Origin of the sequence: Pseudoxanthomonas sp., from assembly GCF_051953815.1 — a bacterium.
In the GTDB taxonomy this organism is placed as follows: domain Bacteria; phylum Pseudomonadota; class Gammaproteobacteria; order Xanthomonadales; family Xanthomonadaceae; genus Pseudoxanthomonas_A.
In genome coordinates, this window is the sequence record NZ_JBQCIJ010000009.1 from 1 (window position 1) to 16,363 (window position 16,363).

Annotated in this window: 16 protein-coding genes; 4 read left to right on the forward strand and 12 right to left on the reverse strand. The window is 63.7% G+C overall.

What is annotated here, in order from left to right:
• A partial coding sequence (locus ACTHN1_RS02245) for a glycine dehydrogenase (protein ID WP_440469348.1) occupies nucleotides 1-1,382 on the forward strand: 1,382 nt, incomplete at its 5' end.
• Nucleotides 1,383-1,641: 259 nt separating this feature from the next.
• On the opposite strand, the gene ACTHN1_RS02250 is transcribed toward ACTHN1_RS02245, so the two are convergent.
• From ACTHN1_RS02250 to ACTHN1_RS02265, 4 genes are all read right to left on the reverse strand, one after another.
• The gene (locus ACTHN1_RS02250; RefSeq protein ID WP_440469349.1) at nucleotides 1,642-2,115 is read right to left on the reverse strand and encodes a GNAT family N-acetyltransferase; all 474 of its coding nucleotides are present in this window, start codon (nucleotides 2,113-2,115) and stop codon (nucleotides 1,642-1,644) included.
• Between the two features lie 47 nt (nucleotides 2,116-2,162).
• Nucleotides 2,163-2,459, reverse strand: coding sequence for a hypothetical protein (locus ACTHN1_RS02255; protein ID WP_440469350.1), 297 nt, complete (start codon nucleotides 2,457-2,459; stop codon nucleotides 2,163-2,165).
• A 230-nt stretch (nucleotides 2,460-2,689) separates the two neighbouring features.
• Nucleotides 2,690-3,031, reverse strand: a complete 342-nt coding sequence (locus ACTHN1_RS02260) for a cupin domain-containing protein (RefSeq protein WP_440469351.1) — start codon at nucleotides 3,029-3,031, stop codon at nucleotides 2,690-2,692.
• Nucleotides 3,032-3,269: 238 nt separating this feature from the next.
• The gene (locus ACTHN1_RS02265; protein WP_440469352.1) at nucleotides 3,270-3,761 is read right to left on the reverse strand and encodes a pyridoxamine 5'-phosphate oxidase family protein; all 492 of its coding nucleotides are present in this window, start codon (nucleotides 3,759-3,761) and stop codon (nucleotides 3,270-3,272) included.
• A 170-nt stretch (nucleotides 3,762-3,931) separates the two neighbouring features.
• Here ACTHN1_RS02265 and ACTHN1_RS02270 point away from each other — a divergent pair, with 170 nt between their 5' ends.
• Nucleotides 3,932-4,444 (forward strand): DUF6496 domain-containing protein, encoded by a 513-nt coding sequence (locus tag ACTHN1_RS02270; protein ID WP_440469353.1) that lies wholly within the window; start codon nucleotides 3,932-3,934, stop codon nucleotides 4,442-4,444.
• A 317-nt stretch (nucleotides 4,445-4,761) separates the two neighbouring features.
• On the forward strand, nucleotides 4,762-6,210 hold the full coding sequence (locus ACTHN1_RS02275) for a hypothetical protein (protein WP_440469354.1): 1,449 nt from the start codon (nucleotides 4,762-4,764) through the stop codon (nucleotides 6,208-6,210).
• Between the two features lie 72 nt (nucleotides 6,211-6,282).
• Here the strand turns inward: ACTHN1_RS02275 and ACTHN1_RS02280 are convergent, their stop codons facing one another.
• Nucleotides 6,283-8,061 (reverse strand): phospholipase D-like domain-containing protein, encoded by a 1,779-nt coding sequence (locus ACTHN1_RS02280; protein ID WP_440469355.1) that lies wholly within the window; start codon nucleotides 8,059-8,061, stop codon nucleotides 6,283-6,285.
• 375 nt (nucleotides 8,062-8,436) lie between these two features.
• The gene (locus tag ACTHN1_RS02285; protein ID WP_440469356.1) at nucleotides 8,437-9,375 is read right to left on the reverse strand and encodes an HNH endonuclease; all 939 of its coding nucleotides are present in this window, start codon (nucleotides 9,373-9,375) and stop codon (nucleotides 8,437-8,439) included.
• A gap of 156 nt (nucleotides 9,376-9,531) precedes the next feature.
• Between ACTHN1_RS02285 and ACTHN1_RS02290 the strand changes: the two genes are divergently transcribed.
• Nucleotides 9,532-9,987 (forward strand): hypothetical protein, encoded by a 456-nt coding sequence (locus ACTHN1_RS02290; protein ID WP_440469357.1) that lies wholly within the window; start codon nucleotides 9,532-9,534, stop codon nucleotides 9,985-9,987.
• 45 nt (nucleotides 9,988-10,032) lie between these two features.
• On the opposite strand, the gene ACTHN1_RS02295 is transcribed toward ACTHN1_RS02290, so the two are convergent.
• The 6 genes from ACTHN1_RS02295 to hflK form a co-directional block, all read right to left on the reverse strand.
• Nucleotides 10,033-10,305, reverse strand: coding sequence for an XAC0095 family protein (locus ACTHN1_RS02295; protein ID WP_440469358.1), 273 nt, complete (start codon nucleotides 10,303-10,305; stop codon nucleotides 10,033-10,035).
• A gap of 382 nt (nucleotides 10,306-10,687) precedes the next feature.
• Complete coding sequence (locus tag ACTHN1_RS02300) at nucleotides 10,688-12,130, reverse strand: hypothetical protein (protein WP_440469359.1); 1,443 nt, start codon at nucleotides 12,128-12,130, stop codon at nucleotides 10,688-10,690.
• A 168-nt stretch (nucleotides 12,131-12,298) separates the two neighbouring features.
• A complete protein-coding gene (locus tag ACTHN1_RS02305; RefSeq protein ID WP_440469360.1) occupies nucleotides 12,299-13,591 on the reverse strand; it encodes an adenylosuccinate synthase in 1,293 nt (430 codons plus the stop codon).
• A 384-nt stretch (nucleotides 13,592-13,975) separates the two neighbouring features.
• Nucleotides 13,976-14,161 carry a DUF2065 domain-containing protein gene (locus ACTHN1_RS02310; protein ID WP_440469361.1) on the reverse strand — a complete coding sequence of 62 codons (186 nt, stop codon included), beginning with the start codon at nucleotides 14,159-14,161 and terminating at the stop codon, nucleotides 13,976-13,978.
• Between the two features lie 181 nt (nucleotides 14,162-14,342).
• On the reverse strand, nucleotides 14,343-15,206 hold the full coding sequence (gene hflC / locus ACTHN1_RS02315; protein WP_440469362.1) for a protease modulator HflC: 864 nt from the start codon (nucleotides 15,204-15,206) through the stop codon (nucleotides 14,343-14,345).
• A complete protein-coding gene (gene hflK, locus ACTHN1_RS02320) occupies nucleotides 15,203-16,333 on the reverse strand; it encodes an FtsH protease activity modulator HflK (protein ID WP_440469363.1) in 1,131 nt (376 codons plus the stop codon). The genes hflC and hflK overlap by 4 nt, the downstream gene beginning before the upstream one ends.
• Nucleotides 16,334-16,363: the final 30 nt, after the last annotated feature.

A 16,363-nucleotide genomic window follows, 5' to 3' on the forward strand; every position in this document is an offset into this window, starting at 1 on the left:
CGCTCGGGTCCTGCACGATGAAGCTCAACGCCACCGCGGAGATGGAGCCGATCTCGTGGGCCGGCTTCGCCGAGATGCACCCACTGGCGCCGCTCGAGGACGTCGCCGGCTACCGCGTCCTGGTCGAGCAGCTGGAGGAGTGGCTCGCCGAGATCACCGGGTACGCCGCCGTGTCGATCCAGCCCAACGCCGGCTCGCAGGGCGAGCTCGCCGGCCTGCTCGCGATCCGCGGCTACCACCACTCCCGCGGCCAGGCGCAGCGCGACGTCTGCCTCATCCCGGCCTCCGCGCACGGGACCAACGCGGCCTCGGCCGTGCTCGCAGGCATGAAGGTCGTCGTCGTCGCCACCGCCTCGGACGGCACGATCGACCACGCCGACCTCGCCGCGAAGATCGAGGCCAACGCGGACCGGGTCGCGGCGATCATGATCACCTACCCCTCCACGCATGGTGTCTACGACGCGGACGTGCGCGAGGTCTGCGACGCGGTCCACGCCGCGGGCGGTCAGGTCTACATCGACGGGGCGAACATGAACGCGCTCGTGGGCCTGGCCCAGCCGGGCAAGTGGGGTTCGGACGTCTCCCACCTCAACCTGCACAAGACCTTCTGCATTCCGCACGGCGGCGGCGGTCCGGGCGTGGGCCCGTGCGCGGTCAAGTCGCACCTGGCGCCGTTCCTGCCGCGCACGCTGGGCGGCGAAGGCGACGTGGGCATGGTGTCGGCGGCCAGCTTCGGCAGCGCCAGCATCCTGCCGATCAGCTGGATGTACATCACCCTGATGGGCGCGGCCGGCCTGCGCAAGGCCACCCAGGTGGCGCTGCTCAACGCCAACTACATCGCCAAGCGCCTGGCCCCGCACTACGAAACCCTGTACACCGGCCGCAACGGCCTGGTCGCGCACGAGTGCATCCTGGATCTGCGTCCGCTCAAGGACAAGACCGGCATCAGCGCCGAGGACGTGGCCAAGCGCCTGATCGACTTCGGCTTCCACGCCCCCACCCTGAGCTTCCCGGTGGCCGGCACGCTGATGGTGGAGCCGACCGAGAGCGAATCGCAGCACGAACTGGATCGCTTCATCGACGCGATGATCCAGATCCGCGACGAAATCCGCGCGGTCGAGGACGGCCGCCTGGATCGCGAGGACAACCCGCTCAAGCACGCCCCGCACACCGCCACCCAGGTCAGCGCCAGCGAATGGACTCACGCCTACCCGCGCGAGCTGGCCGCCTTCCCGCTGCCCAGCCTCAAGCTGCAGAAGTACTGGCCGCCGGTGGCGCGCGTGGACAACGTGCACGGCGACAAGAACGTGTTCTGCAGCTGCATCCCGGTGGAAGCCTTCGCCGGCGAACCGGAAGCCTTCAGCGAGCCGAACGTGATGTAAGAAAAAAGCCCCGCGATGCGGGGCTTTTTTTCTCCGGGGGATTTTCTTTCCGCGCCAGAAGCCAATCTCCCGTCACCCGCTTCGCGGGCGCCCGCCCCCTTTTTCAAAGGGTGCTATCGAAGCCCTGCGTTCCTGTCGGGAAGCCCACCCTTACCTCCCCCTTTGAAAAAGGGGGATTGAGGGGGATTTGCTCTTTAGCGCCGACTACGCACCAGATCCTTCCCGCCAGCGGAATCCGAAGGATGGATGAAGGCGACCGCTACAGCGACTTGACCAGGTTGTGACTCACCGTCAGATACCCCAGCCGCGCATACAACGCCTGCGCGCCCGCGTTGTGGGCAAACACATGCAGGCCAATCCGGTCGATGCCCAGCGCGCGTACCTGCGCTTCCATCGCGGCGAATGCCGCCGCCGCATGACCACGGCGGCGATGCGCCGGATGCACCAGCACGTCATACACATGCACCTGCCGCTGTTCGCCCTCGGTGTATACGCCGTACCACAGCGATCCCACCGCGCCGGCATCGCCGGCGACGATCTCGAACAGATGGTGATCCGGCGTCGCCGCGCCCTGCGGCAGCAACTGCGCGAAGGCGGCCTGCGAACGTTCCCGCGCGCCTTCGGCCGGCCAGCGACCGGCGGAGACGTTTTCTTCCGCGTAGTTTTCCACCGCGGCATGCAGGAACGCACGGAAGGCGCGCTCGTTCATCGGGACCAGCGAGACGACGGACATGGGCAACCGCTTTGTTCGAGGGAGCCCGACTCTATCCCACTCCCGGGTCACACGCGCGGCGGCGGTGCGGCCGGTATCGCCGGGCGGGTGCCGTCGCTCAGCGCCATCAACTGGCAGAAGGTGGCGTCGTAGGCGGCCGCTTCTTCCTGGTAGCCGGCCATCGCCTGGAACGGACCGCGCAAGGACAGCTTGTGGGCGACCGCGCGCAGGCGCTCGCCCTCCGGGTGGGTCTGCACCAGCGCCGCCATCCAGACGCTCAGCGCTTCCAGTTGGCCGATGGCGCGCGCGTCGGTGGCTTCCAGCCGGCACAGGTGGGTTTGGATCTGGGTGTCTGACAAAAGCATGCAATCGGATTCCGACAGAGGGGGCATCGCCGCAAAGCCCCCTCTCCGCGTCGTTGGTTTCCCTCACGCGGCGGGCGTGACGGATCGGACAAGCCGCACGCGCCATGGTCATTCACCGTTCGGGCGGGTGAAGCCGGAACTGAATATCCCGCGCCCCGTATTCAGCGACATGGCGCGGCGACCGCCGCGTCATGTCCGGCAGGCGTGCCTCGTGCCACGCCTGTGCCTGCTCAGCCCTCGCCGGCCGGCAACGGTTCCTCGTCCTGATCGTAAGCCGGCGGATAGTAGAGATTGAGCGTCTTCAGGAAGGTCCGCCCCGTGTTGCGGATCTCGTGGCGCTCGCCGTGCTCGATCACCAGCAGGCTGCCCGCGCGCAGCGTCTGCCGCTCGCCCTCGATGGTCGCCACACCGGTACCGGACACCACGTACAACCACTGGTCCGCGCCGCGATGCCGATTGTCCGGCCCGCCTTCCGCCTCACCCGGCGCGATGACCATTTCCGCCGCCTGCACTTCCCGCACCGCGAACGCGGTACGAAAGCCTTGTCCAAATCGCAGGTGTTTGTAGTGCATGCCGACTCCCATGGGTTCGTCGCGCAACGGGCAGCAGCCGTACTTTCCTTGCTTCGCTCGCGCGGAACGGGTATCGCGCACTTGATACGGGTACGCGCCGCTTTGCTTCCCCCTTCGAAGAAGAGGGACCGAGGGGGATTTGCTTCTTGCACCCGACAGCCCTCCCTTTCCCACCTCACGGCAAGAGACCGCCCATGTCTCATACGAGTCTCCGGCCGGCAGAGGGAGGCGACCATTCTCAATGCCGCAGATTCACCTCCGCCACCCGGTCGCGATAGTGCTTCTTCGGATCCATGCCCAGCATCAACTTCACGCCGGCCAGCATCGGATTTTCGTTCAACCAGATTTCCGCGTGCTCGGCCTCGAAGCGCAACAGACACAGGCGCGGGTCCTCCATCCCGCCTTCGTACCAGGCGGCCAGATAGGGATTCCACAACCGATCCACCACGTCGCGATCCGTGTGTTGCACCAGCATGCCGTTGATGCTGGCGAACAGATCGTGGCCCTTGGCCGAGAACGTCGCGATGGCCCGTTGCGGCGTGTCCACGCGCTGGGCCAGGCGATTGTCGGTGGTGGTGAAGAACCAGATGGGGCCGTGCCCTTCCTCCTCCACCTGCGCGGTCATCGGACGGGTATGTCCGTCCTCGGCGCCCTCCAGGCCGATCATCACGACCATGTCGGACTTGAGCAGCTTCCAGAATTTCTTTTCGAGTTCCTGTGGCGTGTGCATGACGATACTCCCTCGAAACAGGGTGGCTTCACGCTAGTCCCGCGCATGTCACGCCGCCGTCAAGCAAGCGTTATCGCGGCGATAGACGCGTCCGCCGGCGCGCATCCTTCGCCGCCTGTTCACGTCGACAGGACTAACACAGGCACGTTGTCCCGAAGGAGAACCCTGCCATGCCGGAAGAAAAAACCCGCCGCGCCGTCGCCCGCGACAAGCGCGAAGGCAAGTCGGCCAGCACCCAGGCCGGCGAATTCGTCCGCGAGGAAATCGAGCACGTCCGCGAAGGCAAGCACGGTGTCCAGAACACGAAGCAGGCCATCGCCATCGGTCTGTCCAAGGCCCGCCGCGCCGGCATCGACGTCGAGCCCGGCGACACCGCCTCGCCCGCCGTCAAGAAAAAGGCGCGCAAGGACATCGCCAAGGGCAGGAAGAAGACCGCCGCAGCCAAGCGTCCCGCCGCCAAACGCTCGGCCGGCGCCAAGAAAGCGCTGAAGACCGCCAGCAAGAAGACCGCAAAAAAAGCGGTCAGCCGCACCGCCCTGTCCAAACAGGCCAAGAAGGCCGCCAGCAAGCGCACCGCCGCCGACCGCTCCGCCGCGGCCAAGAAAGCCGCCCGCACCAAAGGCCCGGCCAAGCGCTCGGCGGCCGCCAAGAAGGCCGCGCGCACCCGCAAGCAGGCGGCCTGATCACCGGTGGGCCTCGGCCCACCATTGCCGTCACCGGGTGCTCCCGGGTGAAGCCGCGTCAGGCTCACCCACCGCCCGGCACCGCGATGGTGGACCCAGGCCCTCCCGCTTTCTCCGCTCCCGCCATGGCGCAGCCCCGCCCCTCGGGAGCGTGCGTGCTTCCGCCGTCTGGCGCCGCCGGCCAAGCCCGACGCTTCAGTCCTGGTATACGCTTGCCGATATCGCCGATATGGCCCTGGGGAGGGCCGGCGAGGAAGAGGGGCTGACGGCCACGGGCCGCCGGCAGGGAGGTTTGAAGGATCAACCGGGGATTGGCCATGCATCTGTTCCGTCCGCTCGTCGCGGTCGCCTGCCTGTGGCTGGCCGGCTGCGCGCACAACGTCGCCTATCGCGTGCAGCCGGCATCGGCCACGCCCTGCCAGGAAACCGATCAGCGCGACTGCCGCGCGGCGATCCGGCATCCGCTGCGCAGCGGGCCGGACGGCGCCTACATCACTTACGTGGAGTTCGACGACCAGGGCGCGTTGCACGATCGCGCCCGCACCCGCCAGGCGCTGGATCTACTGCGTGAACGCACCCGCCAGCGCGCCACCCTGCTGGTGCTGTTCGCCCACGGCTGGAAGCACAACGCCGAAGTCGGCGATGAAAACGTGCGCGACTTCCAGGCCCTGCTGGTCAAGCTGCGCGCCAACCTGGCCGCCTACGAGGCCGAGCACCAGATTCCACCCGAACGGCGCCGCCAGGTGGAAGGCGTCTACCTGGGCTGGCGCGGCCTGAGCACGAAATGGGAACCGGGCAAGGAACTGACCTTCTGGCGCCGCAAGGCCACCGCGCATCGCATCGGCACCGACGGCGCCATCGAAATCATTTCCGAGCTGTCCGCCCTGCGCTCGCAGCCGGCGGCCAACGGCGGCCGGCATGCGCTGGTCATCGCCGGGCACAGCTTCGGCGGCGCGCTGGTCTACAACGCCACCGAGCATCTGCTGATGCGCGAACTGGTGGAAGCGCAGCAATGCGTGCCCGCCGCCGGTGCCGGAGAACCGCAACTGAAGATCGCGCCGTTCTCCAACACCCGGGTGGAATCCGCCGAGGGCGTGGCCTTGCAGGAAGACGCCTGCAAGCCGGTGCCGGCTTCGGTCGCCGACATGGTCATCCTGGTCAACCCGGCCTTCGAGAACACCCGCTACGACCCGCTGGAAGCCCGCTCGCGGCAGATTCCCTTCGCGCGCGGACAGATGCCGATCCTGGCGGTCTTCATGTCGGAGAAGGACAAGGCCACGCGCTACGCCTTTCCCGCCGGCCGTTTCTTCTCCACCCTCACCAACAACTACGCCGACCAGGGCCAGCGCAAACGCGATCTGGTGGCGCTGGGCCACCTGAAGGAAAAGTGGACCCACACGCTGGACGTGCCGGACCGGACCCGGCAACTGCTGGGCATCCAGAGCCTGATGGGCATGAAGACCCTCGGCCAGATCGCCGACGCCATCCGCCCCAATTATCCGGGCTGGGACGACTTCATCTGCGGCAACGCCAACACCTGGAGCCTGGATGGCGTGGAACTCAAGCGCTACGCCGACAGCACCCCTGCCCCGGATCCGCATTCCCCGTACATGGTCGTGCGGGTGAAGGGAAAACTGGTCAACGGCCACAGCAAGATCTGGGGCGAAGCCTTCAACGGCTTCGTCGAGAACCTGGTCACCGCGCGCTTCGCCGGAGGATCGGAGATGAGTTGCCAGGGTGGGCGTCCCATGCGCGTGCCGCAGTAAGCCAAGCCGCCAGTCCGGCCAGGCATCTTGTTTGCGCCTGGCCGGAAACGGCGTGAATCGCGACTGCAAGCTCTACGGCTCGAATCCCTTCATCTCCAGCAACATGTCCAGACGCTTCTGCCGAAGCGAACCGGGCTTGTACTGCTTCAACCATCCTTCCGGCTTGTCGGCCAGGAACTGGTAAGGCGGCGCCTCTTTCCCCATCTCATCCGCCTGCTGCCGGACCGCACGGAAGTAGTAGTGGAAGAAGATCCGGTTGAACTCGGTGAAGTAGATGTCCGCCACCCGCCGGTTGCCGCGAATCAGCAGCATGTTCTCGTCGCTGTCGTTGGTGGATGCTTTGCTGAAATTGGCCGAGCCGGTGACCACAATCGGGTCGGGTCCCAACGGATCCCGCAGCAGAAACTTGGAATGCACGTAACTCACGTGTGAATTGAACTTGAGTATCCGCGCATTGGTTTCCCGCGCCCATTGATAGGCCGGATCGTCGATGTAACTGCCCCAGGCTTTGTAGATGTTCTGGCTGGCGTTGAGGGTGACGAACTCGTCGGCATTCTTCTTCCCGGGCTTGTCCTGCTTTTCCAGCAACATCAGCAACAGGTGGCCGTCCTGGGTGTTGTCGCCCAGCTTGTCCTTGAACTGTTTGCCCACTCCGAACGCCAGCGTGATGCAGGCGTTGTAGTCCGCCTCGTCCACCAGGTTCACGTACAGATCCAGCACCTTCGGTCCGCTGCGTGGACTGAACACCGGCGAGACGCCCTTGGGAATGTCCTCGCGCGCCACAGGAACGTCGCACAGTTCCTCCACCGCCGTGCGCAGCTCGGCGTTGTGCTGTCGAGCCTCCGGGTCATCGCGGACCGCGCCCGGGTCGGTCTCCAGCAGTTCCCAGTAACGATGGAAGGCATCGGCTACCTCCTCGTTGCGCAGCCAATGGCCCACGTTGGTCTGGCCATGGATGCCACCCACGGACAAGTTGGTGGAACCGGTCCACACCTGCGCAGGCTTGCGTGCCTTGCCCTTCAGTAACACCATGAACTTGTTGTGCTGGATTTCATTGGGCCGCGCTTCGCGCAGGACGATCGACTTCTTGGGAAGGCCGGCCGCCTTGATCGTCGCCAGATTCTCCTCGCGCGGGAACGGCGGCTCCGTCTTGCCGGTCTTCTTGTTCTTCTGGCCGTTTTCCTTGGCGTCGACAATCAGCTTCACGTCCACCCCGCGCTGGATGGCCGCCTTGAACGCCTCGGCCGCCGGCGGATAGCGGAATTCATAGAAGCACCCCCGCAGTGCATCGCCCTTCTTGGCCTGCTGGATGAACTTCAGCAGCGCTTCGTCCAGATCCCGGCTCAACCAGGCCAGGGCTTCCTGCTGCTTGGCGCCTTTCAGTTGATCCGGCCGACGATTGCCAAACTTCGCGGTGTACGCCTGGCTGCTGGCAACACCCCGGTTGAAGAACACGTCATGCTCGCCGGTGGTGTACAGCTTTTCCGTCCGTACCTGGATACTCACCGCCGGACCGCGCGCCAGGTTCTTCGGCTTTCCGCGCATTGGATAGAAGTGATAGGTGTAGTTGCGGCCATCCTTGGCGGTGAAGTCGCTCCAGATGAAATCCTGGATGGGATGCTGCTCCGTGCTGACCCGGGTATCTTCGCCCGGCACCGGAACGATGGACTCAAACACCTTGAATCCGGGCATGAAGTACCGCTGATCCTCCACCGGATCCTCCCGCTCGATGGCAAACCCCAACAGACCCTTGCGCGCCGCGGCGCTGGCCTGGATGCCGAAACTGATAGTGTTGACCCCGGTCACCGCGAAAATCTGGAACCCCTGCTGGCTCTTGGACTTGAAGCGCATTGCATGACCCTCCTGGCACGATGCGAAGCCGCCCCCATGGCGGCCCCGTGGTGTTGGGCTGAGCGGAATGCGAAAGGTCGCCCCGACGCGGCGATGCCATCAGGCAAACGAAGGCAGGAAGCCAGGGCCGCACGCCACCACCCCGGGCGCACCTCGGCGGCGCATCCGTGCGAGACCGGCGATCGATAGACATTGCCCTGGCGCATGCCGGCTCCCTCGGCACCTGCAAGAACAGGAATCCGTTGACCGAGACCACGCGGAGGTACGCACCGGCCGGCCACGCGGATGTAGCCGTTCGTCGGCGGGAAGACGGCAGACAGGAAGCGGTGCTGTCAGGTCAGGTGGGCTGCCCGACCAACGGTAGAGAGCAGCGTACTAACCTGCGGCCTGTGTCGAAGCCCATTGCTCCCGATGCCAAGCCAAGTACTCCCATTGGCTGGCATGGAAGGGCGACACGGTAAGGCTCGCCGGAATCGACCATTGGTTTAGGACCTCAGCAGGGAGGTCTGGGCGCACCAACATGCGGCCATCGTTCTCGAACGAGATCAGTCCTTGATCAAACAACGCATCGATATGCGGTGACAGCATGATGCCGTTGGCACCATCTAATCGCTCTGTGTTGTTGCACTCGCGCCAAGGCTTGATGTGACTGGCGCGGAGTAGACGGGGGTCGGCCATGCCGGTCACTTTGCAAACGGGATGAAGCTTGAGCACCCGATTGCGGAATACCCCTTGCCCCAAGCGCGCTTTGACCAATTGCTCCCGCGTCGTGGGCTTGAGCTTTTGATCGGACTCAATCTGCTGGATATCCGCCAGCACCTCGGTGCTAGACACAGCAGGCGTTGAAGTTGGCCTAACCTGGCCGGCAAGACCCACTAGTTCCAGCAGCACTTCGCCCAAGTCGTCAGAGATCTCAGCCAGATACAGATTCTGGCTGCCGCCCCCATCCTGATTGATGGGGGAGTGTGCTTTCGGCAGATGCGGCTTCAATCGCGCTAACTGCGCCTTGGGTCGGAAGGACTGGGGAACCGGCTGGAATGTCACCGGTAGCTTCCAGCCCTCGCGGGCCCAGTCATCGCCTGCCTTCCCAAATTCCTCCGGCTTGGTCGCGGTTTCGGCCAGTGCTTGAACGATGCCGATGTGCCCTACTTGGGCGCCAATCATCGAAAACACGACGTCGCCGGGCTGGGCCAATTCCATGTTGTCGTAGCCCCGCAAAGGGCGACCACGACGATCGCGCTTAGGCGACCACAGGAATCCTCCTTGGACCTCCCGCTTGCCGGTCTTCTTGTGATTGACCCACCAATACCCCATGCCTCAAAGCATAAGCGAGGAAAATCACATTTTCACCTCTGAAGGGCCCTCCCCGACCGCGGACCCTAGAACGCCCGAAGCCCGCCTCGCCCACTCCTCACGGTGTATGAGAAGGAATACGCTACCGCGGCGTCCTCCAAGGAAAGACAGGTCCGCATGTCCACCGCCCATAAGCGCCGGTTCCAAGCTATCGCCATTCCGTTGACGTGGCTGTTGGGGGCTGCTGGCGTCATCGGCATGGGATCTCGGTACATCGACCCTTATGGGGACATATGGGATGCGCCATCGCCTCCGCCGTATCCAATCTACCTGGTCCTGATTCTGTTATTCATCATGGCCGTGCAGGCTGTGATGGTGTACTTCCTGCTGCGGCCACCGTCCTATCAACGCAGTTGGTTGCGTGCGTTGTTCGCCCTGGCGGCGTCGGGGATGTTCTTGCAGGGCGCCCTGTTTCTGGGTGGAACCCATGTTCCTCCCGCTTACGCGGCCTATCTCCTGTGGACGTTGCTTGCTGGCATCTCCCTGCTTCTGCTGTTTCTCTGGTCAGCCGGGAACGCAATGGTGGCGCTTGTTCGGACGCGGCGCTCCGCGCCCTCCCCGCCGCCAGCTTGATGCCTTGGAACCGGGCGACGCCGCCGCCCGGTTTTCACGTGCCAGTTAGCGCGGCTGCCAGGCGGTGTTCTTGAGGATGAAGTCCAGTTCCTCGGTCCACTTTTCCAGGATGTAGGCCCAATCGCCCACCGGCGGGCTGGGTTCGTAGCGCTTGGGCAGTTCGCTGCGGGAGCGGGACAAGGTGGTGGTCAGTTGCACCCGCTGGTGCAGGCCGTACAGCAGGTGATAGGCCTCCTGCGTCAGCAGGTAGCCGGTGCGCTTCTTTTCTTCGCGCGGCCGTTGGTGGGGGTGAGAGTGGGTGTGGCGATCGTCGCCCATGGCAGTGCTCCCTTGCAGTGCGGTGGCCCGCCTGCACGCGCAGGCGGGATGTCGGGAGGCTCGAAACCGCACTAAGACGGCGGGCGTATTCCCCTTGTGGGGTGTTGTATTAGCCGCCCTCCCGACACAGGAAGCCTGCGACGGGAAATTATGCCCGAAGGTGAGTTCGGGCATAAAAACCCACCAGTGTTTCGGAGGTGGGTACCGCTTAGTGAGGAGTTTCGAGGCTCCGGGGGCAATGGTTAAGGGCTGGGGCGGGTAGTGTCAACGCACATTGAGCCTAGGCGAGCATCATTTCCAATACGTAAGTCAATTTCCAAATCAGCGTAGATATTGAATGACAATAGATAGGCGAGTGAAATTTTTACAAGCCGAGATCAACTCATCGCTTGCTAGCCGATTTTTGTACGCCACCATCAATAATTACAAATTCGGATGGCTCAAGGCCCGCCTTGATAAGGTCAGATCGAGCATCACTCAATCCCTTCATCTTCGCAGGCGTGAGACCGCCAACATCAATTACGACGTAGTGCGCACGGGTCGTTCCTTCAGATGCGCGATAAGCTTCCAATTGCTTGGTATATCCGTCCACCAGTTTTGGGTTCGTGGAACGCTTTAACTCAAGAAGAACCTTTGATCTAGCGCCACCGGAAACTTTGAAATCAACCGGCCCCGCACCACCATCCGACTCAGGAGAAATATCCAGGTCATTTGCTTCGCAATAAGAAAGAGCAACAGCATAAAAGATACGTTGCATGGCCTTCTCTAGTCGAGGATTCTCCTGCCTATCATCCCAAAATTCCTTCCATAACCCGCGATTCTCCACCAAGTCCTTGAACTGCGAAATTATCGCCACAACAACCTCATCAACCTCATCCAAACTAAGCTTTCTGTTGGAATATTTATGTAAGTCGAGGGGCTGGGCTCTGGATATCCCCCTACGAAGGTCCGCTGGATATATTTCGCCACGATGGTCGTTCTTTACATCGTAGGACTCATCAGCGGCATTTCTAATTACCTCCAAGAAGGTCTCGAAAGACGCCTTGCTTCGCATCGCATTCTTGCGAACCTCCTCTTTGTCTTTTCGTGTTTTTGCTTTCCATATCTCACCGATATGAGCATTTACACGCTCCCGCAAATCCTCGGTCTCCCTGGCCGCCGAGCCAACTGAGTTCCAGTCAGAAGCAACAGGAAGATCCCTTACAACATCCTTAGGAACAAGGAGAATTGGCTCAGATCTCTTAATTGGATTTGGTGGCAAATCATAGAAAACACCCCCAATTTTGAATTTTTCAGTTGCCACGCCGATATCACTACATGCTGAAGCCGTAAATCGAGCAAGGCACGCGACTATGATGTTGGTAGTCATGTCGCTGATCCTGTCAGCACCCACGCCGTCCTCGAACAATGCGAGAGCAACAAAAAGATTCGGGTTGTCGACACCCAAACTAACAACTTCCTTTGCGGTCGAAATCAGATTTCCTGCAAGTTTGTCACCAAATCCAGACCCGCTAGTGCCTGACGAGTAACCGAGATGGGTATATCCGATTTCATGAAATGAAATTTTCTTCTTTGCGGCGCGCCACGCAGCGTCATCGACTGACTTCGATGCCGCCAGAAGCTCTATTAGCTGATTGAATCTACCCTCATATGCTGTGCTTGCGCATTCTCGGAAATCTTTATTTGACGCTTCCGACAAAAGTAGAGGATCAATGAATAGATTTGTGTCGCAATTGAGCGTCACATCTATCGCACCAGCTCTAGTGATCACATCCTGCGCAATCCCCCATGCCATCGAAAGCGTAATCGGTTCATCCTCAGACATGCACTTTCTCCATGTAAATCACTCAGCAGACGCCCCGATGATTGCACATTTACATGAATTCCGCTTTTGGTCGAACTAAATACCGAATACTTTACTTAACATATAAAAAAAGCCCCGCAATGCGGGGCTTTTCTCTCACTGCTCGGTCGGCCTAAGCCCAACCTCAACTCAAGCAAACGGATCCTGCAACGTCATCGTATGGTCGCGGTCCGGGCCGGTGGAGACGATGGCCAGCGGGCAGCCGGACAGTTCTTCCAGGGCACGCAGGTAGGCGCGGGCGGCCGGGGGCAGCTTGTCCCATTCGGTGATGCCGTGGGTGGTTTCGGACCAGCCGGGGAATTCCAGGTAGACCGGCTCGCATTCTTCCCAGCCCTGGGCGTCCAGCGGGGCGTACTCGGTTTCCTTGCCGCGGTAGCGGTAGGCGATGCACATCTTCAGCTTTTCCATGCCGTCCAGCACGTCCAGCTTGGTGATGCACAGGCCGGTGATGCCGTTGATGGCCACGGCGCGCTTGAGCGCGACGATGTCGATCCAGCCGCAGCGGCGGGGACGGCCGGTGGAGGCGCCGTATTCCTGGCCGCGGTCGCGGATGCCCTGCCCCACTTCGTCGTCCAGTTCGGTCGGGAACGGGCCGCCGCCCACGCGGGTGGCGTAGGCCTTGGCGATGCCCAGCACGTAGTCGATGGCGTCCGCGCCCACGCCGCTGCCGGCCAGCGCGCCGCCGACGGTGGTGTTGGAGCTGGTGACGTAGGGATAGGTGCCGTGGTCGATGTCCAGCAGGGCGCCCTGGGCGCCTTCAAACAGCACGCGCTTACCCTGCTTGCGCAGGTCGTGCAGGATGCCGGCCACGTCGGACTTCATGGGCTGGACGTATTCTCCGAAGGCCAGCGCTTCGTCGTAGACCTGCTGGAAGTCCACCGCGTCTACGCCCAGGTACTTGGTGAGGACGAAGTTGTGGTAGTCCAGCGCGCTGCGCAGCTTTTCGGCCAGTTGGTCGGGGTAATGCAGGTCGGCGATGCGGATGCCGCGACGCGCCACCTTGTCTTCATAGGCCGGGCCGATGCCGCGGCCGGTGGTGCCGATGGCCTTGCCGCCGGCGGCCTTTTCGCGGGCCTGATCCAGGGCGATGTGGTACGGCATGATCAGCGGGGCGGCCGGGGAAATCTTCAGGCGCGAGCGCACGTCCACGCCGCTGGTTTCCAGCTCTTCGATTTCCTTCTTGAGGGCGGCCGGGCTGATGACCACGCCGTTGCCGATCAGGCACAGGGCGTCGGGCCGCAGGATGCCGGAGGGAATCAGGTGGAGGACGGTCTTCTTGCCGTTGATGACCAGGGTGTGGCCGGCGTTGTGGCCGCCCTGGAAGCGGACGACCGCACCGATTTCCTCGGTAAGCAGGTCGACGATTTTGCCTTTGCCTTCATCGCCCCACTGGGCGCCGAGCACGACGACTGACTGACCCATGACGGGTAACTCCTTCGCTTGTTGGCGACCATCGGGGCCGCCGGGATGGGCCGGACCGGGCGCGGCGTTACCGATGCGGGCCGTCTCCATCGGGGAGGGGTCCACTACGCTGTGCCCAGACACGGAAAAAGCCGGCGGGGTTGGCTCTGGCGAGCGCCCGTCCGGCTTTTGTGCATTATCCGGGTTTTGGGTGAAGGGGGCTACCCCGATTGGCTGAACGGGGGGAAATCCGGCCAGCGGCCCCTGCCCTCTTTGCCTGGCAGGAGCGGCGCAAACCGCGACCATGCGGCCACTGTCGCCGGGGTTATCGACTTCCGGATTTCCGGCTTCTGTCCGGCTTGCCGGTCGCGACTTGCGTCGCTCCCACAGGGAGCGACGGGGACCTCAGTGCCGCAGCCACCACAGCAGGGTCAGGCCAATGATCAGGACCAGGCCGCCGGCCTGGCGGATCTGGGCGTCGGGCAGGTTGAGCAACTGCAACGCCACCCGCTTCCACAGCCCCGGCGAGACCAGCAGGAACAGGCCTTCCAGGACGGCGACCAGGCAGAGGGCGGACCAGAGATCGGGCATTGAGTGGCCGGAAATGGGGAAAGGGAGAATCGGGAATCGTGGGCCGCCGGCGAACGGATCGTTTGCGGGCTTAGGCCCGATCCCCGTTTCAGCAGCGTGGCGGATTCACCGCCCGGGCCGGGCCGGGGAATGGGAAAACCGAGGCTCGATTCCCCACTCCCGATTCCCGGAGCGACCGCGCTTAGCGGTCGCTCTTGAGGTACTGCAGGAACGGATCGTCCTTGTCCAGGACGATGACGCTGTTGCCGTCGCGGAAGGAGGCGCGATAGGCGTCCAGGCTGCGCTGGAAGGCGAAGAACGCGGGGTCCTTGTTGGCGGCGCTGGCGTAGACGCGGGCCGCCTCGGCGTCGCCTTCACCGCGCAGGCGCTGGGCGTCGCGCTCGGCTTCGGCCACCAGCACGGCCTGATCGCGATCGGCCTGGGCGCTGATGGTGCGGGCCTGCTCCTCGCCTTCGGCGCGCAGCTGGCTGGCGACCTGCTTGCGCTGGGCGCGCATGCGCTCGTAGACGTCGGTGATGACCTGGCTGTCGGTGGGCAGGTCTATCTGCTTCAGGCGCAGATCGGTGATGCGCATGCCCAGGGTGGCGGCGCCCTCGTTGATGCTCTTAAGCTGGGCGGTGACGATCTGGTTGCGATCGCCGGAGACCAGCTGGGTGAGCGTGCGGGCGTTGATTTCGTTGCGCAGCGAGTCGGTGATGATCGGCGCGAGGCGATCATTGACCAGCTTTTCGTCGCCGCCGGTGGCGCGGTAGAACGCGCGCACGTCGGAGATGTGGCCCACGGCGAAGAAGTCGATGCTGACATCCTTGCGCTCGGAGGTCAGGTAGCGCTCGGGCTGGGTTTCCAGCACCTGGAAGCGGCGATCGAACACGCGCGCGGTTTCCACCAGCGGCCACTTGAAGTGCAGCCCCGGCGGAATGTCGGCGCGGGCCACGCGGCCCAGGTTGAGGACCAGGCCGGTCTGGTCCTCACGCACGACGTACACCGAGCCCATCAGGCCCAGCACGATGGCGACCAGCAGCGCCACGATTGCGGGAAGTCTCATCGTCCACTCTCCTCACGTCCGGCCGGTCGCGCGGGACGCTCGGCACTGCGCAGCGGGGTTGTCGCGCTGCTTTCCACGGCGGGCATCACCACTTCCGGCGTCGGCGCGGGTACGGCCCGATTATTGGTGCCGGCCTGCGCCGGCATCGGCAGGTAGATCAGCTGGCGGCTGTCGCCACCGACGACCTTGCGGTTGTTCTGCTGCAACACCTGCTCGACGGTTTCCAGCCACAGGCGCTTGCGGGTGACGTCGGGCGCGTTCTTGTACTGTTCCTGCAGCAACGAGAACCGATCCGCGTCACCCTGGGCGCGCGCCACCACGGCGGCCTTGTAGCCTTCGGCCTCGGTGCGGGTGCGGGCGGCGGTACCGCGCGCCTCGGGCACGATGCGGGCGGCATAGGCGCGCGCTTCGTTGACCAGGCGATCCTTGATCTGCTGGGCGGAGTTGACCTCGTCGAAGGCCGGCTTCACTTCCTCCGGCGGACGCGCGTCGGGCAGGTTGAGTTCGGTCACCACCAGGCCGGTCTTGTAGGCATCCAGCGAGGCCTGCAGGCGCTCCTTGGCTTGGCTGCCCAGCGGGCCGCGCTCGCCGAGCACGGTGTCCAGATCCGAACGGCCGACCTGCTCGCGCACCGCGCTCTGCGCGGCCTGTTGCAGCACGTCGTCGGCATTGCGCGAGCCGTACAGGTACAGGCGCGGGTCGGCGATGCGGTACTGCACGTTGACCGACACGGTGACGATGTTCTCGTCGCGGGTCAGCACCGGCATGGTGTTGCTGAAATTCTTGATCTCGGTGGCGTTGACCTTGGTGACGCTTTCAATCGGCCACGGCCACTTGAAGTTGGGTCCCGGCTGCATGACGCGGGAGAATTGGCCGAAGCGCAGGACAACGCCGCGCTGCTGTTCGCCGATCAGCTGGAAGCTGGAGAACAGGACGACCAGCAGCAGCGCCACGCCAATCCAGCGCAGGGGGCCGTTGCCGTCGAAGGAGCCACGCAGGCGATCCAGCAGGTCGCCGAGGCCGCCGCCACTGTTGCCGCCGCGGGGATTCCAGCCCCGTCGGTTGTCGTTGTTGCCGTTTCCGCCGCCGCTACCAGAGCCGCCGCTTCCAGGGGTGTTCCAGGCCATGCCCACTCCGTCGTCAATGATGCGTGGGCC